The sequence below is a fragment of the Streptomyces sp. NPDC002580 genome, from assembly GCF_042889485.1.
GTDB lineage: Bacteria > Actinomycetota > Actinomycetes > Streptomycetales > Streptomycetaceae > Streptomyces.
In genome coordinates this window covers 260,249-280,335 of record NZ_JBIAQZ010000001.1, presented here as the reverse complement: position 1 = coordinate 280,335, position 20,087 = coordinate 260,249, and the positions used below count along the sequence as shown (strand labels likewise).

Genomic DNA, 20,087 nt, shown 5'->3' with positions numbered 1-20,087 from the left:
GCGCCGGGCGTACCCCGGGTGCCGGTCCGGGCACCCCGCCGGCCACGGGGAACGCCTCACTGCCGCGGGACGCGGACCACGCCTTCCTGGATCACCGAGATGGCCAGCCGGCCGTCCTGGGTGTAGATCCGGGCCTGGCCGAGGCCGCGACCGCCCGACGCGGACGGCGACTCCTGGTCGTAGAGCAGCCATTCGTCGGCGCGGAACGGGCGGTGGAACCACATCGCGTGGTCGAGGGAGGCTCCGACGACGTCGCCGGTCACCCAGCCGCCGCGCCCGTGGGCGAGCAGGATGGAGTCGAGGAGCGTCATGTCGGAGACGTAGGTCGCGAGGACGGCGTGCAGCAGCGGATCGTCGACGGCGCCGTCGAGCTTGCCGTTGGTGCGGAACCACACCTGGGAGCGCGGCTCGCGGACCTCGCCGACGGTGCCGAACGGGGGCGCGTCGACATAGCGCAGGTCGACGGCCGCGCGGGCCTCCAGGATGCGTTCCACGACGACGGGGTCGGAGAGCACCTCGGCGTACCGGGGAAGCAGTTCGGCGGCCGTGGGCAGCGTCTCCGGGTCGGGCGCGGGCGGCATCGGGGCCTGGTGCTCCATGCCCTCCTCGTACGTCTGGAAGGACGCGGAGAGGTGGAAGATCGGCTGTCCGTGCTGGACCGCGACGACCCGGCGGGTGGTGAAGGAGCGGCCGTCGCGGATGCGGTCCACGGAGTACACGATGGGTGCCCCGGGGTCGCCCGCGCGCAGGAAGTACGCGTGCAGGGAGTGGGCGAGCCGGTCCTCGGGGACCGTGCGCCCGGCGGCGACCAGTGCCTGCGCCGCCACCTGTCCGCCGAAGACCCGCGGGACGACGGCGGACCGGGACCGGCCGCGGAAGATGTTCTCCTCGATCCGCTCGATGTCGAGCAGATCGAGGAGAGACTCAAGTGCCTCGCTCATGGGGCAGTTGTACCGTGCGGTCTTTTCGCCGACCTACAGGCCCATGTCCTTGGCGATGATCGTCTTCATGATCTCGCTGGTCCCGCCGTAGATGCGGTTGACCCGGTTGTCCGCGTACAGGCGGGCGATCGGGTACTCGTTCATGAAGCCGTAGCCGCCGTGCAGCTGGAGGCAGCGGTCGATGACGCGGTGCGCGACCTCGGTGCAGAACAGCTTGGCGCTGGCGGCCTCGGCCGGGGTGAGCTCACCCGCGTCCAGGGCCTCCAGGGCGCGGTCGGCGACGGCCTCGGCCGCGTCCACCTCGGCCTGGCAGGCGGCCAGCTCGAACTTGGTGTTCTGGAAGGAGGCGACCGACTTGCCGAAGACGGTGCGGTCCTGGACGTACTCCTTGGCGAAGCGGACGGCGGCCTTGGCCTGCGCGTAGGCACCGAAGGCGATGCCCCAGCGCTCGGAGGCGAGGTTGTGGCCGAGGTAGTAGAAGCCCTTGTTCTCCTCGCCGAGCAGGTCCTCGACGGGCACCTTCACGTCGACGAACGCCAGCTCGGCGGTGTCGGAGGTCTTCAGGCCGAGCTTGTCGAGCTTGCGGCCGACGGAGTAGCCCTCGGACTTGGTGTCCACGGCGAACAGCGAGATGCCGAAGCGGCGGTCCTCGGCGGTGGGCGCGGAGGTGCGGGCGCAGACGATCACGCGGTCGGCGTGGACGCCGCCGGTGATGAAGGTCTTGGCGCCGTTGAGGACGTAGTGTGTGCCGTCCTCGGAGAGCTTGGCGGTGGTCTTCATGCCCGCGAGGTCGGAGCCGGTGCCCGGCTCGGTCATCGCGAGGGCCCACATCTCCTCGCCGGAGACGAACTTCGGCAGGAACCGCTTCTTCTGCTCGTCGCTGGCGAGCATCTTGATGTAGGGCAGGCCGAGCAGCACGTGCACGCCGGAGCCGCCGAAGGTGATGCCCGCGCGGGCGGTCTCCTCGTACACGACGGCCTCGAACTTGTACGAGTCGATGCCGGCACCGTCGTACTCCTCGTCGACGCGGATGCCGAAGACACCCAGCTCGCCGAGCTTGTGGTAGAAGTCGCGCGGCGCCTGGCCGGCGGCGAGCCACTCGTCGTAGACCGGGACGACCTCGGTCTCGATGAAGGCGCGCAGGGTCTCCCGGAACGCCTCGTGGTCCTCGTTGAACACAGTACGGCGCACCGCCGCCACCTCCGCCTGAATACCTGGTGTCATGTCTAAGCGCTTGCTCAGACATCAGGTTACCCGCCAGTCACGAGAGTCGTCCAGAGGTCACCCCCCGAGACGCTCATCACGCACCGGGAACCGGCGCGGCCGCCCCGAAGGCCCCCCGCGCCATCCGGTGCAGCAGCTCCGCCGTCCCCGCGCGCCCCGGGAGCGCGCCCGGCCGCCCCAGGTGCGGGGTCGAGTTCAGCAGGCCGAAGACCGAGTGCACGGCCGAGCGGGCTGCGGGCTCGGTCAGGTCCGGGTAGACCTCGCGGACCACCTCCACCCACAGCTCCACGTACTGCCGCTGGAGCTGGCGCACGAGCTTGCGGTCGCTGTCCCGCAGGCGGTCCAGCTCGCGGTCGTGCAGGGTGATGAGGGGGCGGTCGTCGAGCGCGAAGTCGATGTGCCCCTCGATGAGCGAGTCGAGGAGCGCCTCGGCGCCCCCCGCGGACTCCGCCACACGGCGCTTGCCGCCCGTGAGCAGCTGCCCGCTGATCCCCACCAGCAGCTCGGCGAGCATCGCGTCCTTGCCGGCGAAGTGCCGGTAGAGACCGGGGCCGCTGATGCCGACCGCCGCTCCTATCTCATCCACTCCCACACCGTGGAAACCGCGCTCGGCGAAGAGCCGGGCGGCTTCCCTGAGGATCTGTTCGCGCCGGGTGGGGGCGTCGGTTCTGGTGGCCATGAAAACAATTCTAGACATCGAGGTTAGCGGTCGTTAACCTGAAGGGGTTGCGTTAACGCTCATTAACTAGTGGACCACTGGTGAGGGGACCGCAGGATGCAAGAGGCACCGGAGCTGACGAGCGCGGCAGATCCCGCGTCGGAGGCCTGGAGGGCCAACGAGGCGGCACACCGCGCGCTGGGCGAGGAGCTGCGCCACAAGCTGGCCGCCGCCCGGCTCGGCGGCGGCGAGAAGGCCCGCGCGCGGCACACCGCGCGCGGAAAGCTGCTGCCCCGCGACCGTGTGGACACCCTCCTCGACCCCGGCTCCCCGTTCCTGGAGCTGGCGCCGCTCGCCGCCGACGGGATGTACGACGGAGCGGCCCCGGCCGCCGGCGTCATCGCGGGGATCGGCCGGGTCAGCGGGCGCGAGTGCGTGATCGTCGCCAACGACGCCACCGTCAAGGGCGGAACGTACTACCCGATGACGGTGAAGAAGCACCTGCGCGCCCAGGAGGTGGCGCTGGAGAACCGCCTGCCCTGCATCTACCTCGTCGACTCCGGAGGCGCCTTCCTGCCCATGCAGGACGAGGTGTTCCCCGACCGCGACCACTTCGGGCGGATCTTCTACAACCAGGCGCGGATGTCCGGCGCCGGGATCCCGCAGATCGCGGCCGTCCTCGGCTCCTGCACGGCGGGCGGCGCCTACGTCCCCGCGATGAGCGACGAGGCCGTGATCGTGCGCGGCCAGGGCACGATCTTCCTCGGCGGGCCGCCACTGGTGAAGGCCGCCACCGGCGAGGTCGTCACGGCCGAGGAGCTGGGCGGCGGCGAGGTCCACTCACGCGTGTCGGGCGTCACCGACCATCTCGCGGAGGACGACGCGCACGCGCTGCGGATCGTCCGGAACATCGCGGCCACCCTCCCCGCGCGCGGGAGCCTCCCGTGGTCCGTGGAGACGGCGGCCGAGCCCAAGGTCGACCCGTCCGGGCTGTACGGCGCGGTGCCGGTCGACTCCCGCACCCCCTACGACGTGCGCGAGGTCATCGCGCGCGTGGTCGACGGCTCGCGCTTCGCCGAGTTCAAGGCCGAGTTCGGGCAGACCCTGGTCACCGGCTTCGCGCGGATCCACGGCCACCCGGTCGGGATCATCGCCAACAACGGCATCCTGTTCTCCGAGTCGGCCCAGAAGGGCGCCCACTTCATCGAGCTGTGCGACCAGCGCGGCATCCCGCTGGTGTTCCTCCAGAACATCTCCGGATTCATGGTGGGCCGCCAGTACGAGGCCGGCGGCATCGCCAAGCACGGCGCCAAGATGGTGACGGCCGTCGCCTGCGCGCGCGTGCCGAAGCTGACCGTCGTGATCGGCGGCTCGTACGGCGCGGGCAACTACTCGATGTGCGGCCGGGCGTACTCACCGCGCTTCCTGTGGATGTGGCCCGGCGCCAAGATCTCCGTGATGGGCGGCGAGCAGGCCTCCTCGGTCCTCGCGACCGTCAAGCGCGACCAGATCGAGGCGCGCGGCGAGTCCTGGCCGGCCTCGGACGAGGAGGACTTCAGGGCGCCGATCCGGCAGCAGTACGAGCGCCAGGGGAACGCCTACTACGCGACCGCCCGGCTCTGGGACGACGGAGTGATCGACCCGATGGAGACCCGGCAGGTCCTCGGACTCGCCTTGACCGCCTGTGCCAACGCGCCCCTGGGTGACCCCCAGTTCGGCGTCTTCCGGATGTGAGGGGACCCATGTTCGACACGGTGCTTGTGGCCAACCGGGGCGAGATCGCCGTACGCGTCATCCGTACGCTGCGCGCGCTCGGTGTGCGCTCGGTGGCCGTCTTCTCCGACGCGGACGCCGACGCCCGGCACGTCCGGGAGGCCGACACTGCGGTGCGGATCGGACCGGCGCCCGCCTCCGAGAGCTATCTGTCGGTGGAGCGGCTGCTGGAGGCGGCGGCCCGGACCGGCGCCCAGGCGGTCCACCCCGGTTACGGCTTCCTCGCCGAGAACGCCGCCTTCGCGCGGGCCTGCGCGGAGGCCGGACTCGTCTTCGTCGGGCCGTCCGCCGAGGCGATCTCCCTCATGGGCGACAAGATCCGCGCCAAGGAGACGGTGAAGGCGGCCGGGGTCCCGGTCGTCCCCGGCTCCTCGGGCAGCGGCCTGACGGACGCCGAACTGATCGCGGCCGCCCGCGAGATCGGCGTGCCGGTGCTCCTGAAGCCGAGCGCCGGCGGCGGCGGCAAGGGCATGCGCCTGGTGCGGGACCTCGGGGTGCTGGCCGACGAGATCGCCGCCGCCCGCCGCGAGGCGCGTGCCTCCTTCGGCGACGACACCCTGCTCGTCGAGCGCTGGGTCGACCGGCCCCGGCACATCGAGATCCAGGTCCTCGCGGACGGGCACGGCAACGTCGTGCACCTGGGCGAGCGCGAGTGCTCCCTCCAGCGCCGCCACCAGAAGATCATCGAGGAGGCGCCCAGCGTGCTCCTCGACAACGCCACCCGGGCCGCGATGGGCGAGGCGGCCGTCCAGGCGGCCCGCTCCTGCGGCTACCGGGGCGCGGGCACGGTGGAGTTCATCGTCCCCGGCGGCGATCCGTCGTCGTACTACTTCATGGAGATGAACACCCGCCTCCAGGTGGAACACCCGGTCACCGAACTGGTGACCGGCCTCGACCTGGTCGAGTGGCAGCTCCGGGTCGCCGCCGGTGAGCGGCTGCCCTACGGGCAGGACGACATCACTCTCACCGGGCACGCGGTGGAGGCCCGGATCTGCGCCGAGGACCCGTCCCGCGGTTTCCTCCCCTCCGGGGGCACGGTGCTCTCCCTGCGCGAGCCGCAGGGCGACGGAGTGCGCACCGACTCGGGCCTGTCCGAGGGCACCGAGGTCGGCAGCCTCTACGACCCGATGCTCTCCAAGGTCATCGCGTACGGCCCCGACCGCGCGACCGCGCTGCGCAAGCTGCGCGCCGCCCTCGCCGACACGGTCACCCTCGGGGTCCAGACGAACGCGGGCTTCCTGCGGCGCCTGCTGGCCCACCCCGATGTGGTGGCGGGCGACCTGGACACCGGTCTGGTCGAGCGGGAGGCGGCGGGGCTGGTCCCGGCCGACGTCCCGGAAGAGGTGTACGAGGCGGCGGCGGCCGTGCGGCTGGCCGGACTGGCTCCGGCGGGCGGGGGCTGGACCGACCCGTTCTCGGAGCCGAGCGGCTGGCGGCTGGGTGGCACACCCCGGCCGGTCGGCTTCTGGTTGCGGGTGGCCGACCCCGTGGAGTACGTCCCGCGCGGCTCCCACACGGTCACCGCCGACCGGGTCGCGGTGACCCTCGACGGGGTGCGTCACACCTTCCACCGGGCCGCCGACTGGATCGGCCGCGACGGCGACGCCTGGCACGTGCGCGACCACGACCCGGTGGCCGCGTCGCTCACCGGCGCCGCGCACGCGGGGGCCGATTCACTGACCGCCCCCATGCCGGGCACCGTGACCGTCGTGAAGGTCGCCGTCGGCGACGAGGTGAGTGCCGGGCAGAGCCTGCTCGTGGTCGAGGCGATGAAGATGGAGCACGTCATCTCCGCGCCGCACGCCGGAACGGTCAGCGAACTGGACGTCGTGCCGGGCACGACGGTCGCCATGGACCAGATCCTGGCGGTCATCACTCCGGCGGAGGAGACGGCGTGAACACATCCGAACTCGGCCTGCCCATGCCCGTACCGGCCCCGGACCTGCCCGCCCGGGTGCGGATCTACGAGGTCGGCGCGCGCGACGGGCTCCAGAACGAGCAGGCGGCCGTCCCGACCGAGGTCAAGGCGGAGTTCATCCGGCGCCTCGCGGACTCGGGACTGACCACGATCGAGGCGACCAGCTTCGTCCACCCGAAGTGGGTGCCCCAACTGGCCGACGCGGAAGCGCTGTTCCCGCAGGTCTCCGGCCTGCCGGTGGAGCTTCCGGTCCTGGTCCCGAACGAACGCGGACTGGAACGGGCGCTCGCGCTCGGCGCCCGGCAGGTGGCCGTCTTCGCCAGCGCCACCGAGTCCTTCGCCAAGGCCAACCTCAACCGCACGGTCGACGAGTCGCTCGCGATGTTCGAACCGGTCGTGAACCGCGCGAAGGACGCCCGGCTCACGGTCCGCGGCTACGTGTCGATGTGCTTCGGCGACCCCTGGGAGGGCCCGGTCCCGGTCCACCAGGTCGTCCGGGTCTGCAAGGCGCTGATGGACATGGGCTGCGACGAGCTGAGCCTCGGCGACACGATCGGCGTGGCGACCCCGGGCCACGTTCAGGCGCTGCTCTCCGAGCTGAACGAGGAGGGCGTGCCCACCAGCGCCATCGGCGTGCACTTCCACGACACCTACGGCCAGGCGCTCTCCAACACCCTGGCCGCCCTCCAGCACGGCGTCGCCACCGTCGACGCCTCCGCGGGCGGCCTCGGCGGCTGCCCGTACGCGAAGTCCGCGACCGGCAACCTCGCCACCGAGGACCTCGTGTGGATGCTCCAGGGCCTCGGCATCGACACCGGGGTCGATCTCGGCCGTCTCACCGCCACCAGCGTGTGGATGGCCGCACAACTGGGCCGACCCAGCCCGTCCCGCACCGTCAAAGCGCTCGGTAACACGACTCAGTCCCACCAGGAGTGATCCGCATGTCCCTGGACCACCGTCTCTCCCCCGAACTCGAAGAACTCCGCCGTACGGTCGAGGCGTTCGCCCATGACGTCGTCGCGCCGAAGATCGGCGACTTCTACGAGCGGCACGAGTTCCCGTACGAGATCGTGCGGGAGATGGGCCGCATGGGCCTGTTCGGGCTGCCGTTCTCCGAGGAGTACGGCGGCATGGGCGGCGACTACCTCGCCCTCGGCATCGCCCTGGAGGAGCTGGCCCGGGTCGACTCGTCCGTGGCCATCACCCTGGAGGCGGGCGTCTCCCTGGGCGCCATGCCGATCCACCTCTTCGGCACGGACGCCCAGAAGGCCGAGTGGCTGCCCCGGCTGTGTTCCGGCGAGATCCTGGGCGCCTTCGGCCTGACCGAGCCGGACGGCGGCTCGGACGCCGGCGCGACCCGCACGACGGCCCGCCTCGACCCCGAGACCGACGAGTGGGTCATCAACGGCAGCAAGTGCTTCATCACCAACTCCGGCACCGACATCACCGGCCTGGTCACTGTCACCGCGGTCACCGGACGCAAGCCCGACGGCAGGCCGCTGATCTCCGCGATCATCGTCCCCTCCGGCACCCCGGGCTTCACGGTGGCGGCCCCTTACTCGAAGGTCGGCTGGAACGCCTCCGACACCCGTGAGCTGTCCTTCACGGACGTGCGCGTCCCGGCCGCGAACCTGCTCGGCGAGGAGGGCCGCGGCTACGCGCAGTTCCTGCGCATCCTGGACGAGGGCCGCATCGCCATCGCGGCGCTGGCCACCGGTCTCGCGCAGGGCTGTGTCGACGAGTCGGTGAAGTACGCCAAGGAACGGCACGCGTTCGGGCGCCCGATCGGCGCCAACCAGGCGATCCAGTTCAAGATCGCCGACATGGAGATGAAGGCCCACATGGCCCGGGTCGGCTGGCGCGACGCCGCGTCCCGTCTCGTCGCGGGCGAGCCCTTCAAGAAGGAGGCGGCGATCGCCAAGCTGTACTCCTCCACGATCGCCGTCGACAACGCCCGCGAGGCCACCCAGGTCCACGGCGGCTACGGCTTCATGAACGAGTACCCGGTCGCCCGTATGTGGCGCGACTCCAAGATCCTGGAGATCGGCGAGGGTACGAGCGAGGTCCAGCGGATGCTGATCGCCCGGGAGTTGGGACTCACGGGCTGATTCCAGCGCAGAACCGGCAGACCGCGGCCACCGTCGGGCACCCGCCCGACGGTGGCCGCGGCGCGTCCGGCGCCACCCCGGCCAAGATCCCTGACAAAATCGTCGACAATTCCGTCGACAGGTATTGCGCGGGAGTGGACGCGAGGCTACGTTCGTTCGCTGTGACGCCACTGCAAAGCCGAGGGCGCGGAAGGAGGCCGCAGCCGGGGAGCGCGGGCGCGCGCCGACCCCGTACGGACGACCGCGCGCGAGCGGAGCCCGCGGCCCGGGCCGAGCAAGCAGGCCGACCGGCGGACCGACTTGCCAACTGACCGGCCGGACGCCTGACCGACCGTCAACACCGTTCACCGTTCGCCCTTTTCCCGTCCTGCCCCGGTCACCGACTCCGCACCGGTCCGCGGATCATCGAGCCCGGCCCCGCACCGACCCGACCACAACCGCGCGCCCCCCGCGCGCCGCACCGACCGCCGTCACGGTCCGATCCGCGCCGCCCACCGCGGGCTTCGCCGTGCCCGCGGACGGTTGCGTCCGCACACCCGCCTCTCCGCACCCGCACCCTCCGACGATCGAATGGAGACCGAGCATGGCCACGCTTGTCAGACGGCTCCGGTGGAGATCAGCCGCCTTCATGGGGACCCTCGCCGCCACCCTCGCGCTCGTGACCGGCACGAGCGTCTCGCTCGCCGGCGGCGCACCCGGCGGCGGAGCCCCCGCGACCACCGCCGCCGTCGCCGTCGCCGCGGTGAGCGACACGGCCTCCGGCATCGCGCCGGCCCTGCCCTGTGCCGGTGTCACCTCGCAGGACCTGGCCGCCGCCGTCCCCGGTGTGCCCTTCGAGATCACCTCGGCCACGGAGCTGGCGGCCTCCGCCAACACGCTCGGCAACTGGGCGGCCTGTGACGTGAAGGGCGTCATCGCCCCCCAGATCCACTTCGAGATCAAGCTGCCCCAGTCCGGCTGGCAGGCGGACTACCTCCAGGTCGGCTGCGGTGGGCTCTGCGGCAACACGAGCGTGAACAGCGCCCCCGCGTCGGCCGGTTGCGTCCCGCTGACGAGCGGCGCGTTCGCCGTCGCCTCCAGCGACGAGGGCCACTACCAGGGCGGCGGGCTCTTCTCCACCGACCCGACCCTGCGCGCGGACTTCGGGTACAAGTCCGACCACCTGCTCGCCCAGGCGGCCAAGGCGATCATCAAGGTCTACTACGGGCAGTCGCCCGCCCACTCCTACTTCGACGGCTGCTCGCAGGGCGGCCACCAGGCACTGACCGAGGCCCAGCGCTACCCGACCGACTTCGACGGCGTCATCGCCGGGGCCCCGGCCAACAACTTCACCGCGCTGAACACGTTCTCGCACGCCTGGACGGCCCAGTCCGTCTACCTCGGCGGCGGCCCGGCCACCCTCACCAACGCCGACCTCGCGGACCTGCACAAGGCCGTCCTCAAGGGCTGCGACGCACCCGCGGACGGGATCATCGCCGACCCGCTGAGCTGCACCTGGGACCCGGCCGCCATCCGGTGCGCGGCCGGGCAGACCCCGACGTCCGCGGACTACTGCCTGACGGCGGACCAGGTCACCACCCTGCGCCGGATCTACGCGGGCCCGACGGACGAGAACGGCCGCCTGCTGTACCCGGGGTACCAGCTGCGCGGCTCCGAGCTGAACTGGGCCGGGATCATCACACCGGCCACGACCACCGGCAACTCGGGCGACATCGGCTTCGTCCGCGAGACCCTTCGCTACCAGATCTTCGACAGCCCGCAACCCGCCCTGACCTACAAGGACGTCAGGTTCACCGCGTCCTACTACAAGAAGGTCATGGCGCTCGGCGAGGGCGTGTACGACGCCACCGACCCCGACCTCACGGCCTTCAAGAAGGCCGGCGGGAAGCTGATCCTGTGGCACGGCCTGGGCGACCAGCACATCCCGGCCGTCGGCACGATGGCGTACTACAAGGCCGTCCAGAAGGCCATGGGCGGCGCCGGGGCGACCAGTTCCTTCGCCCGGCTGTTCCTGCTCCCGGGCGTCGCGCACTGCGGTGGCGGCCAGGGCCCGAACACCTTCGACGCGCTGACCGCCATGACCGAATGGGTCACCGGGGGCAAGGCGCCCGACAGCCTGACGGCCAAGTCCGTGGACAGCGGCGGGAACACCACCGCCACCCGCCCCGTCTACCCCTTCCCGTACGTCGCGAGGAACACCACGGGCGGCCCGGACGAGGACGCGAGCAGCTACACGCCCGTGAGGTCCACCGCCGAGGCGGGCCTCGAGCTGAACTGGCTCGGGGCGTTCCGCTCCGGTTACGAGACCGTCGGCAACTGGGTCAAGGGCCGTTGGGTGGTCACCCGGGGCAAGGTCTGACCGACTGTCAGAATCCTCAACTGGCCAGAAATCGCAAGCCAGTTGAGGCCTCGCGGCCTCCCGGCCGGTGCCGGGGGGCCGCGGCGTCGCCGCATTCGCGCAGACCAGCGGCGGTCCGTGGATTCGATCACGGTTAGGGCCCACCCCTCTGGACAAGAGATGAGGTTAGGCTAACCTACCTTCGAACTTGTCCGGCGGGCGCTTCCCCGCCCCGTGCCGAAAGCAGCCACACTCATGCCCAACGCCCGTGCCACCCACCTCACCCGTCGCGGCATCCTGGCCGCCGGCGGCGCTCTCGGCCTCGGCGCCGTCCTCGCCGCCTGCGGCGACGACGACGCCTCGAAAAACGGTGGCTCGGACGCGACGAAGGCCGCCGCGAAGTCCGGCCCGTGGACGTTCAAGGACGACCGCGGCACGACCGTGAAGCTGGACGGGAAGCCCGCGAACATCGTCGCCTTCACCGGCGTCGCGGCCGCCCTGTTCGACTACGGCATCGAGGTCAAGGGCGTCTTCGGCCCGACCACGACCAAGGACGGCAAGGCCGACGTCCAGGCCGGCGACATGGACGTCAGCAAGCTGACGGTCCTCGGCAACGAGTGGGGCCAGTTCAACATCGAGAAGTACGCGGGCCTCGCCCCCGACGTCCTGATCTCGACGATGTTCGACGACGCGGGCACCCTCTGGTACGTCCCCGAGGAGTCGAAGGACAAGATCCTCAAGCTGGCCCCGAGCGTCGGCGTCTCCGTCTACGACATCCAGCTTCCCCAGCCGCTCCAGCGGATGCTCGACCTGGCGGGCTCCCTCGGCGCCGACGTGAAGTCCGCGAAGATCGTCGAGTCGAAGAAGAAGTTCGAGACGGCCGCCGAGCGCCTGCGCAAGGCCGCCAAGGCCCGCCCGGAGATCAAGGTCCTCGTCGGCAGCGCGAGCCAGGACATCTTCTACGTCTCCGGCTCCAACTTCTCCATCGACCTGGAGTTCTTCAAGGCGCTCGGCGTGAACCTGGTCGAGCCCCCGGCCAAGGCCCTCAAGGCCAGCGGCGGCTGGTTCGAGAACCTGAGCTGGGAGAACGTCGACAAGTACCCGGCCGACGTCATCATCATGGACGACCGCACCTCGGCCATCCAGCCGGCCGACATCACCGAGGCCACCTGGAAGAAGCTGCCCGCGGTCAAGGCCGGCCAGGTCGTCGCGCGGACGTCCGAGCCGATCCTGTCGTACGACAAGTGCACGCCGATCCTCGACCGTCTCGCCGAGGCCATCGAGAAGGCCAAGAAGGTCGCCTGACCCTCCCTTCCCACCCCCTGACGACAACTCAGGAGCACTCATGACGACGGCCGTAGCCGCCCCGTTCCGCTTCTTCACCCTCCGGGTCGCGCGGACGAGGCGGCTCGGTCCGTCTCTGGTCCGGGTGACCTTCGGCGGACCCGACCTGCGGGACTTCCACTCCGACGGGCGCGACCAGTCCCTCTCCCTGTTCCTGCCGCACCCCGGCCAGAGCGAGCCGGCCGTCCCCGTCGAACTGGGAGACGACTGGTGGCAGGGCTGGCGCGAACTGCCCGACGACGTACGGGCGGTGATGCGCTCCTACACCCTGCGCGAACTGCGCAGGAACCCCGACGAGATCGACATCGACTTCGCGCTGCACGGCCTGGAGCCGGGTGCGGCCTCTCCCGCGGGACCCGCCTCGCACTGGGCGTCCACCGCACGGGCAGGCGACCGCGTGGTGCTGCTCGGGCCCGCCGTCGCGGACAACCGGGCCATCCGCTTCCGGCCGCCCGCGGACACCGACCTCGTCGTCCTGTGGGGCGACGAGACGGCCGTCCCCGCCGCCTCCGCCATCCTCGAGTCACTCCCCGCCGGCCTGCGCGTCCGGGCCTGGCTGGAGGTCCGGCACTCCGGTGACGTCCAGGACCTGAGAACCCCCGCGGACGCCGAGATCACCTGGCTCGTGCGGGACGAACACGCCGACGGCTCCACCCCGGGCCTCGACGCCCTGCGGGCCGCCGCCCTGCCGCCCTCCGAGGCCCCGTACGCCTGGATCGCGGGCGAGTCCGGACGCGTACGGGATCTGCGCCGCCATCTCGTGGGCGAGCGCGGCATCGACCGCAGGCGGGTCACCTTCGTGGGTTACTGGCGACAGGGACTGACGGAGGAACAACTGCGGGAGCAGGGCGAGTAGTTCAGCGGGAGAACGCGCATCGCGGGAGAACCGGGAACGAGGCGTACGTCACGCGCGGCGAGGGCCGGACAGGGCGAGGAACGTGATCGACTTAGGTTAGGCTAACCTAAGTCGAAGTTCGCGCCCTGCCCTTTCTCCTGTCCCGCTCGGACTCTCCCCCGCACCCGGAGGACCCCCACATGCGCTCGCACCTGCTCAACGACACCACCGCGGACCGGTATCGCCGCTCCGTGACCGAAGGCGTCGAGCGGGTGGCCACCAAACTCGCCACCACCGACCGCCCGTTCACGGGTGTCACCGTCGACGATCTCGCCCCCCGCATCGACGGGATCGACCTCGGCAAACCGCTGCACGACACGACGGCCGCCCTCGACGAGCTGGAAGAGGTCTACCTCCGGGACGCGGTCTACTTCCACCACCCGCGCTACCTCGCCCACCTGAACTGCCCGGTCGTCATCCCGGCCGTGCTCGGCGAGGCCGTCCTCTCCGCCGTCAACTCCTCCCTGGACACCTGGGACCAGTCGGCCGGCGGCACGCTCATCGAGCGCAAGCTCATCGACTGGACCAATGAGCGCATCGGCTTCGGCCCGTCCGCCGACGGCGTGTTCACCAGCGGCGGCAGCCAGTCCAACCTCCAGGCGCTGCTCCTCGCGCGGGAGGAGGCCAAGGCCGACAACCTCGCCGAGCTGCGCGTCTTCGCCTCCGAGGTCAGCCACTTCAGCGTCAAGAAGTCGGCCAAACTCCTCGGCCTCGGCGCCGACGCCGTCGTCTCGATCCCCGTCGACCACGACAAGCGCATGCAGACCGTCGCCCTCGCCCGTGAGCTGGAGCGCTGCAAGGACGAAGGCCTCGTCCCCATGGCCGTCGTCGCCACCGCGGGCACCACCGACTTCGGCTCCATCGACCCGTTGCACGAAGTCGCGGAGCTGTGCGCCCGGTTCGGCACCTGGATGCACGTGGACGCGGCCTACGGCTGCGGGCTGCTCACCTCGCTGAAGAACCGCGGCCGCATCGACGGCATCGAGCGGGCCGACTCCGTCACGGTCGACTACCACAAGTCCTTCTTCCAGCCGGTGAGTTCCTCGGCCCTGCTGGTCCGCGACGTCGCCACGCTGCGCCACGCGACCTACCACGCGGAGTACCTCAACCCCCGCCGCATGGTCGAGGAGCGCATCCCCAACCAGGTCGACAAGTCCCTCCAGACCACCCGCCGTTTCGACGCCCTCAAGCTGTGGATGACGCTGCGCGTGATGGGCGCCGACGGGATCGGCGAACTTTTCGACGAGGTCTGCGACCTGGCGGCCGAGGGCTGGAAACTGCTCGCCGCCGACCCGCGCTTCGACGTCGTCGTGGAGCCCTCGCTCTCTACCCTCGTCTTCCGCCACATCCCGGCCGCCGTCATCGACCCCGCCGAGATCGACCGCGCCAACCTGTACGCCCGCAAAGCCCTGTTCGCCTCCGGTGACGCCGTCGTCGCGGGCACCAAGGTCGGCGGACGCCACTACCTGAAGTTCACGTTGCTCAACCCCGAGACCACGGTGGAAGACATCGCCGCCGTCCTCGATCTGATCGCCGGCCACGCCGAGCAGTACCTGGGAGAACCCCTTGACCGCGCTTCCTGAATCCACGGACAAGACCTACGACTTCGTGGGGATCGGGCTCGGGCCCTTCAATCTCGGGCTCGCCTGTCTGACCGAGCCCATCGCCGAACTGGACGGCGTCTTCCTGGAGTCGAAGCCGAACTTCGCGTGGCACTCCGGGATGTTCCTGGAGGGCGCGCACCTCCAGACCCCGTTCATGTCGGACCTGGTCACCCTCGCCGACCCGACGTCCCCGTACTCCTTCCTCAACTACCTGAAGGAATCGGGCCGTCTCTACTCGTTCTACATCCGCGAGAACTTCTACCCGCTGCGCGTCGAGTACGACGACTACTGCCGCTGGGCCGCGGACAAGCTGAGCAGCATCCGCTTCTCCACGACGGTCGCCGAGGTGACGTACGAGGACGAGGTGTACGTCGTCCGGACCGAGGCCGGTGAGGTGCTGCGCGCCCGGCGCCTGGTCCTCGGCACCGGCACCTCGCCCCACGTCCCGGAGGCCTGCGCGGACCTCGGCGGCGACTTCATCCACAACTCCCGCTACATGCAGAACAAGCGGGAGCTGCAGGCCAAGGACTCGATCACCCTGGTCGGCAGCGGCCAGTCCGCCGCCGAGATCTTCCACGACCTGCTGAGCGAGATCGACGTCCACGGCTACCGGCTGAACTGGGTGACCCGTTCGCCGCGCTTCTTCCCGCTCGAATACACCAAGCTCACCCTGGAGATGACCTCTCCGGAGTACATCGACTACTTCCACGCCCTGCCCGAGGCGACCCGCTACCGGCTCCAGTCGGAGCAGAAGGGCCTGTTCAAGGGCATCGACGGCGATCTGATCAACGAGATCTTCGACCTGCTCTACCAGAAGAACCTCGGAGGCCCGGTCCCCGCGCGCCTGCTCACCAACTCCTCGCTGGAATCGGTGCGTCACGAGGAGGGCAGCTACACCCTCGGCCTGCGCCAGCAGGAACAGGGCAAGGACTACGAGCTGAGTTCGGAGGGCCTGATCCTGGCCACCGGATACCGCTACGCCGAGCCGGAGTTCCTCGCCCCGGTCCGCGACCGGCTGCGCTACGACGAACGGGGCAACTTCGACGTGGCCCGCAACTACGCCGTCGACACCACGGGCAGCGGGGTCTTCCTGCAGAACGCGGGCGTCCACACCCACTCGATCACCTCACCGGACCTCGGCATGGGCCCGTACCGCAACGCGACCATCATCCGCGAGCTGCTCGGCACCGAGTACTACCCGGTCGAGAAGACCATCGCGTTCCAGGAGTTCTCCGTATGACCACCGCCACCGCCCTCGGGACCTTCACCGTCCGCCCCCTCGACCCCGTCGAGGACGCCCCGCTGCTGCACGGGTGGGTGACCCACCCCAAGGCCGCCTTCTGGATGATGCAGGAGGCGAAGCTGCACGACGTGGAGCGCGAGTACATGGCCATCGCGGCCAGCGAGCACCACGAGGCGTTCCTCGGACTCCTGGACGGCGAGCCCGTGTTCCTCATGGAGCGCTACGACCCCCGGTACGTCGAACTCGTCGGCCTGTACCGGCCGGAGCCGGGCGACGTCGGCATGCACTTCCTGGTCGCGCCGACCGACACGCCCGTGCACGGCTTCACCCGGGCCGTGATCACCGCGGTGATGGAGAACCTGTTCGCCGATCCGGCGACCGCCCGGGTCGTCGTCGAACCGGACGTCACCAACGCGGCCGTGCACGCCCTCAACGAGGCCGTCGGCTTCGTGGCCGAGCGGGAGATCCAGAAGCCGGAGAAGAAGGCGCTGCTGAGCTTCTGCACCCGGGAGCAGTTCACGAAGGCGGTGGCGGCATGACCCTCGCCGAGAGCGTCGCCCACCTCACCCCCGAGCGCTGGGCCACCGCCAACCGCCTCCTTCTCCGCAAGGCGCTCGCCGAGTTCGCCCACGAGCGGCTGATCACCCCGCGGAGCCTGCCGGACGGCCGCTACGAGGTCACCGGCGACGACGGCCAGACCCACTACCGGTTCACCGCCGTGCGACGGTCCCTCGATCACTGGCAGGTGGCCGCCGAGTCGATCACCCGGCACCGCGACGGCGCCGAACTCCCCCTGTCCGCACTGGACTTCTTCGTCGAGTTCAAGGCGTCGCTCGGCCTGAGCGACACGGTCCTGCCGGTCTACCTGGAGGAGATCTCCTCCACGCTGTCGGGCACCTGCTACAAGCTCACCAAGCCGCAGGTCCCGGTCCGCGAGCTGGCCGGCGCCGGTTTCCAGGCCATCGAGACCGGCATGACCGAGGGCCACCCCTGCTTCGTCGCCAACAACGGACGGCTCGGCTTCGGAGTGCACGAGTACCTCGCCTACGCTCCCGAGACGGCCGCCCCGATCCGGCTCGTGTGGCTCGCGGCGCACCGCTCGCGGGCCGCGTTCACGGCCGGGACCGGCATCTCGTACGAGTCCTTCGTGCGCGACGAGCTGGGCGCGGAGACCGTCGAGCGGTTCGCCCGGACGCTGGCCGACCAGGGTCTCGACGCGGACGACTACCTGCTCGTCCCCGTCCACCCCTGGCAGTGGTGGAACAAGCTGTCGGTGACCTTCGCCGCCGAGGTGGCGGAGCGCCGCCTGGTCTGTCTCGGCGAGGGCGACGACGAGTACCTGGCCCAGCAGTCCATCCGGACGTTCTTCAACACCACGAGCCCCGAGAAGCACTATGTGAAGACGGCGCTGAGCGTCCTCAACATGGGGTTCATGCGGGGGCTCTCGGCCGCCTACATGGAGGCGACGCCGGCCATCAACGACTGGCTGGCTCAGCTCGTCGACAACGACCCGGTGCTGAAGGCGACCGGTCTGTCGATCATCCGCGAGCGGGCGGCCGTCGGCTACCGGCACCTGGAGTACGAGGCCGCCACCGACCGCTACTCCCCGTACCGCAAGATGCTGGCCGCGCTGTGGCGCGAGAGCCCGGTCCCCTCGCTCCAGGAGGGCGAGAGCCTGGCGACGATGGCGTCCCTCGTCCACGTCGACCACGAGGGCGCCTCGTTCGCGGGCGCGCTGATCGAGCGGTCGGGCCTCGCGCCGGTGGAGTGGCTGCGCGGCTATCTGCGCGCCTACCTCACCCCGCTGCTGCACAGTTTCTACGCGTACGACCTCGTCTACATGCCGCACGGCGAGAACGTCATCCTGGTCCTGGAGGACGGGGCCGTGCGGCGGGCGGTCTACAAGGACATCGCCGAGGAGATCGCGGTGATGGACCCGCAGGCGGTGCTGCCGCCCGCGGTGGAGCGGATCCGGGTGGAGGTCCCCGAGGACACGAAGCTGCTGTCGATCTTCACGGACGTCTTCGACTGCTTCTTCCGTTTCCTGGCGGCCCAGTTGGCGGACGAGGGCATTCTCGGCGAGGACGACTTCTGGCGGACGGTCGCCGAGTCGGTGCGCGCGTACCAGGAGGCGACGCCCGAACTCGACGACAAGTTCCGGCAGTACGACCTGTTCGCGCCCGAGTTCGCGCTGTCCTGCCTCAACCGGCTCCAGCTGCGCGACAACCGGCAGATGGTCGACCTGGCGGACCCCTCGGGCGCGCTGCAGCTGGTCGGCACCCTGAAGAACCCGATCGCCGGGTTCTGAGCACCGGGCTCCCCTGGAGCCCCGAAGACGGGCGGGCGCCCCGGAGACGGTCCTCCGGGGCGCCCGTCGGCATTCCGGCTAGCCGGCGGGCCAGGGGACCTGGGGGGAGCGGTGGTACCCGATCCCCAGCGCGTCCCAGCGCGGCGCCTGTGCGGCGAGGCGCACCTTGTAGGTGTCCCAGTCGTGCGTCGACGCGGGTGACCAGCCGAGTTCGGCGGCCCCCGGCAGCCTCGGGAAGGCCATGACGTCGATGTCCGCGGAGGTCACGATGGTCTCCGTCCACAGCGGCGCCTCGACGCCCCTGACGGCCGGACCGGGCACTCCGGGAAGGTAGTCGCCCGGGTCCCAGTCGTAGGACCGGCGCACCTCGACCAGACCGGCCCAGTCCTGGCCGAGCGGGGTGTCGGCGGTGTACTTCATGTCGAGGTACAGCCGGTCGGCGGGCGACAGCACGATCCCGGTCCCGTTCCGCGCGGCCTCGGCGACCCGCGCCTTCTCCTCGGCGCCGGTGTCGTCCAGGCCCCAGTACTGCGCGACGGCGCCCTTCGCCGGTGTGGCCCCGGTCAGCTGGTGCCAGCCCATCACCTTCTTGCCGTACCGGGCCACGACGGGCTGCACCTTGTCCATGAAGGTCACGTAGTCGGCGTGGCTGGTGGAGTGCGCCTCGTCGCCGCCGATGTGGAGGTACCCGCCCGGGGTGAGCGCGGCCAGTTCGCGGACCACGTCGTCCACGAAGTCGTAGGTCACCGGCTTGTTCACGCACAGCGAGCTGAACCCGACCTCGGTGCCGGTGTAGAGCGGCGGCGCGACGCCGTCGCAGTTCAGTTCGGCGTACGAGGCGAGGGCGGCGTTGGTGTGTCCGGGCATGTCGATCTCGGGGACGACCTCCAGGTACCGGGAGGCCGCGTACCGGACGATCTCCCGGTAGTCGGCCTTGGTGTAGAAGCCGCCCGCTCCCCCGCCCACCGCGGTGGAACCGCCGTACGTGGTGAGGCGCGGCCACGAGTCGAGGGCGATGCGCCAGCCCTGGTCGTCGCTCAGGTGCAGATGCAGCTTGTTGACCTTGTAGAGCGCCAGTTCGTCGACGTAGCGCTTGACCTGGGCGACGGTGAAGAAGTGCCGGGAGACGTCGAGCATGGCGCCGCGGTAGCCGTAGCGCGGGGTGTCCGTGACGGTGCCGCCGGCGATCAGCCAGGGGCCCGGCTGCGGCGACTTCCTCTCGACGCGGGCGGGCAGCAGCTGCCGCAGGGTCTGGACGCCGTGGAAGAGGCCGGCGGGCCGGCCGGCCGTGACGGTGACGCCCGACCGGCCGCTGTCGAGGCGGTAGCCCTCGGCGCCCAGTCCCTCGCCGCCGAGCCGGAGCCGGATCGCTCCGTCGCCGTGGGAGGTGACCGGCAGCCGGTAGCCGGTGGAGGGCCGCAGGATGTCCGCGAGGTACGCGCCGACCGCCCGGGCCTCGCGCGAGTCGTCGACGCGGATGCGGGTGTCTGCGGTGAGGCGGTACGGGGAGCCGCCCGGGTCGACGGAGGCGGGGGCCGGCACGACACGGCCCAGCGGGACGAGCGTCGGGGCGGGCGGTGCCGCGCCGACGAGGGAGAAACCGGCCGCCGCCACGAGCAGCAGCGTACCGAGAAGGCGGGGCGTTCTGTGGTGCTGTCTCACAAGCGCTCCCTTCGGTGCCCGGCGGAGGCCGTCGGCCTGCCCTTGGCCGTGTCCTTCACCGGGGCCCTTCG

General features: G+C 70.8%; 15 protein-coding genes. 11 read left to right on the top strand and 4 right to left on the bottom strand.

Going from position 1 to position 20,087, the window contains the following annotated elements; genetic code table 11:
- Nucleotides 1–56 precede the first annotated feature (56 nt).
- The 3 genes from tesB to ACFYW7_RS01220 all read right to left on the bottom strand — a co-directional run bounded on the left by tesB (nucleotide 57) and on the right by ACFYW7_RS01220 (nucleotide 2,844).
- Complete coding sequence (tesB, locus tag ACFYW7_RS01230; RefSeq protein ID WP_389496920.1) at nucleotides 57–941, bottom strand: acyl-CoA thioesterase II; 885 nt, start codon at nucleotides 939–941, stop codon at nucleotides 57–59.
- A 33-nt stretch (nucleotides 942–974) separates the two neighbouring features.
- Complete coding sequence (locus ACFYW7_RS01225) at nucleotides 975–2,132, bottom strand: acyl-CoA dehydrogenase family protein (RefSeq protein WP_151470808.1); 1,158 nt, start codon at nucleotides 2,130–2,132, stop codon at nucleotides 975–977.
- Nucleotides 2,133–2,241: 109 nt separating this feature from the next.
- Complete coding sequence (locus ACFYW7_RS01220) at nucleotides 2,242–2,844, bottom strand: TetR/AcrR family transcriptional regulator (RefSeq protein WP_389496919.1); 603 nt, start codon at nucleotides 2,842–2,844, stop codon at nucleotides 2,242–2,244.
- A gap of 96 nt (nucleotides 2,845–2,940) precedes the next feature.
- Here ACFYW7_RS01220 and ACFYW7_RS01215 point away from each other — a divergent pair, with 96 nt between their 5' ends.
- From ACFYW7_RS01215 to ACFYW7_RS01165, 11 genes are all read left to right on the top strand, one after another.
- Nucleotides 2,941–4,557, top strand: a complete 1,617-nt coding sequence (locus ACFYW7_RS01215) for a carboxyl transferase domain-containing protein (protein WP_389496918.1) — start codon at nucleotides 2,941–2,943, stop codon at nucleotides 4,555–4,557.
- Between the two features lie 8 nt (nucleotides 4,558–4,565).
- A complete protein-coding gene (locus ACFYW7_RS01210) occupies nucleotides 4,566–6,494 on the top strand; it encodes an acetyl/propionyl/methylcrotonyl-CoA carboxylase subunit alpha (protein WP_389496917.1) in 1,929 nt (642 codons plus the stop codon).
- On the top strand, nucleotides 6,491–7,450 hold the full coding sequence (locus ACFYW7_RS01205) for a hydroxymethylglutaryl-CoA lyase (RefSeq protein ID WP_389496916.1): 960 nt from the start codon (nucleotides 6,491–6,493) through the stop codon (nucleotides 7,448–7,450). The genes ACFYW7_RS01210 and ACFYW7_RS01205 overlap by 4 nt, the downstream gene beginning before the upstream one ends.
- Before the next feature lie 11 nt (nucleotides 7,451–7,461).
- A complete protein-coding gene (locus ACFYW7_RS01200; RefSeq protein WP_389498500.1) occupies nucleotides 7,462–8,622 on the top strand; it encodes an acyl-CoA dehydrogenase family protein in 1,161 nt (386 codons plus the stop codon).
- Between the two features lie 583 nt (nucleotides 8,623–9,205).
- The gene (locus tag ACFYW7_RS01195; RefSeq protein WP_389496915.1) at nucleotides 9,206–10,981 is read left to right on the top strand and encodes a tannase/feruloyl esterase family alpha/beta hydrolase; all 1,776 of its coding nucleotides are present in this window, start codon (nucleotides 9,206–9,208) and stop codon (nucleotides 10,979–10,981) included.
- A 234-nt stretch (nucleotides 10,982–11,215) separates the two neighbouring features.
- Nucleotides 11,216–12,265: an ABC transporter substrate-binding protein gene (locus ACFYW7_RS01190; protein WP_389496914.1), complete on the top strand. Its 1,050-nt coding sequence runs from the start codon at nucleotides 11,216–11,218 to the stop codon at nucleotides 12,263–12,265.
- A gap of 40 nt (nucleotides 12,266–12,305) precedes the next feature.
- Nucleotides 12,306–13,160 (top strand): siderophore-interacting protein, encoded by an 855-nt coding sequence (locus ACFYW7_RS01185; RefSeq protein WP_389496913.1) that lies wholly within the window; start codon nucleotides 12,306–12,308, stop codon nucleotides 13,158–13,160.
- Nucleotides 13,161–13,339: 179 nt separating this feature from the next.
- Nucleotides 13,340–14,782: a lysine decarboxylase DesA gene (gene desA, locus ACFYW7_RS01180; protein ID WP_389496912.1), complete on the top strand. Its 1,443-nt coding sequence runs from the start codon at nucleotides 13,340–13,342 to the stop codon at nucleotides 14,780–14,782.
- The gene (locus ACFYW7_RS01175; RefSeq protein ID WP_389496911.1) at nucleotides 14,766–16,043 is read left to right on the top strand and encodes a lysine N(6)-hydroxylase/L-ornithine N(5)-oxygenase family protein; all 1,278 of its coding nucleotides are present in this window, start codon (nucleotides 14,766–14,768) and stop codon (nucleotides 16,041–16,043) included. The genes desA and ACFYW7_RS01175 overlap by 17 nt, the downstream gene beginning before the upstream one ends.
- Nucleotides 16,040–16,585, top strand: coding sequence for a GNAT family N-acetyltransferase (locus tag ACFYW7_RS01170; RefSeq protein WP_389496910.1), 546 nt, complete (start codon nucleotides 16,040–16,042; stop codon nucleotides 16,583–16,585). The genes ACFYW7_RS01175 and ACFYW7_RS01170 overlap by 4 nt, the downstream gene beginning before the upstream one ends.
- Nucleotides 16,582–18,354: an IucA/IucC family protein gene (locus ACFYW7_RS01165; RefSeq protein WP_389496909.1), complete on the top strand. Its 1,773-nt coding sequence runs from the start codon at nucleotides 16,582–16,584 to the stop codon at nucleotides 18,352–18,354. Before ACFYW7_RS01170 ends, ACFYW7_RS01165 begins: the two co-directional genes overlap by 4 nt.
- A 78-nt stretch (nucleotides 18,355–18,432) precedes the next feature.
- Here the strand turns inward: ACFYW7_RS01165 and ACFYW7_RS01160 are convergent, their stop codons facing one another.
- Nucleotides 18,433–20,016: a beta-N-acetylhexosaminidase gene (locus ACFYW7_RS01160; protein ID WP_389496908.1), complete on the bottom strand. Its 1,584-nt coding sequence runs from the start codon at nucleotides 20,014–20,016 to the stop codon at nucleotides 18,433–18,435.
- Between the last annotated feature and the right edge of the window lie 71 nt (nucleotides 20,017–20,087).

Coding starts and splice junctions, on each gene's coding strand:
- tesB (WP_389496920.1), bottom strand. CDS start 941: ATGAGCGAGGCACTTGAGTCTCTCCTCGATCTGCTCGACATCGAGCGG.
- ACFYW7_RS01220 (WP_389496919.1), bottom strand. CDS start 2,844: ATGGCCACCAGAACCGACGCCCCCACCCGGCGCGAACAGATCCTCAGG.
- ACFYW7_RS01215 (WP_389496918.1), top strand. CDS start 2,941: ATGCAAGAGGCACCGGAGCTGACGAGCGCGGCAGATCCCGCGTCGGAG.
- ACFYW7_RS01210 (WP_389496917.1), top strand. CDS start 4,566: ATGTTCGACACGGTGCTTGTGGCCAACCGGGGCGAGATCGCCGTACGC.
- ACFYW7_RS01195 (WP_389496915.1), top strand. CDS start 9,206: ATGGCCACGCTTGTCAGACGGCTCCGGTGGAGATCAGCCGCCTTCATG.
- ACFYW7_RS01190 (WP_389496914.1), top strand. CDS start 11,216: ATGCCCAACGCCCGTGCCACCCACCTCACCCGTCGCGGCATCCTGGCC.
- ACFYW7_RS01185 (WP_389496913.1), top strand. CDS start 12,306: ATGACGACGGCCGTAGCCGCCCCGTTCCGCTTCTTCACCCTCCGGGTC.
- desA (WP_389496912.1), top strand. CDS start 13,340: ATGCGCTCGCACCTGCTCAACGACACCACCGCGGACCGGTATCGCCGC.
- ACFYW7_RS01170 (WP_389496910.1), top strand. CDS start 16,040: ATGACCACCGCCACCGCCCTCGGGACCTTCACCGTCCGCCCCCTCGAC.
- ACFYW7_RS01165 (WP_389496909.1), top strand. CDS start 16,582: ATGACCCTCGCCGAGAGCGTCGCCCACCTCACCCCCGAGCGCTGGGCC.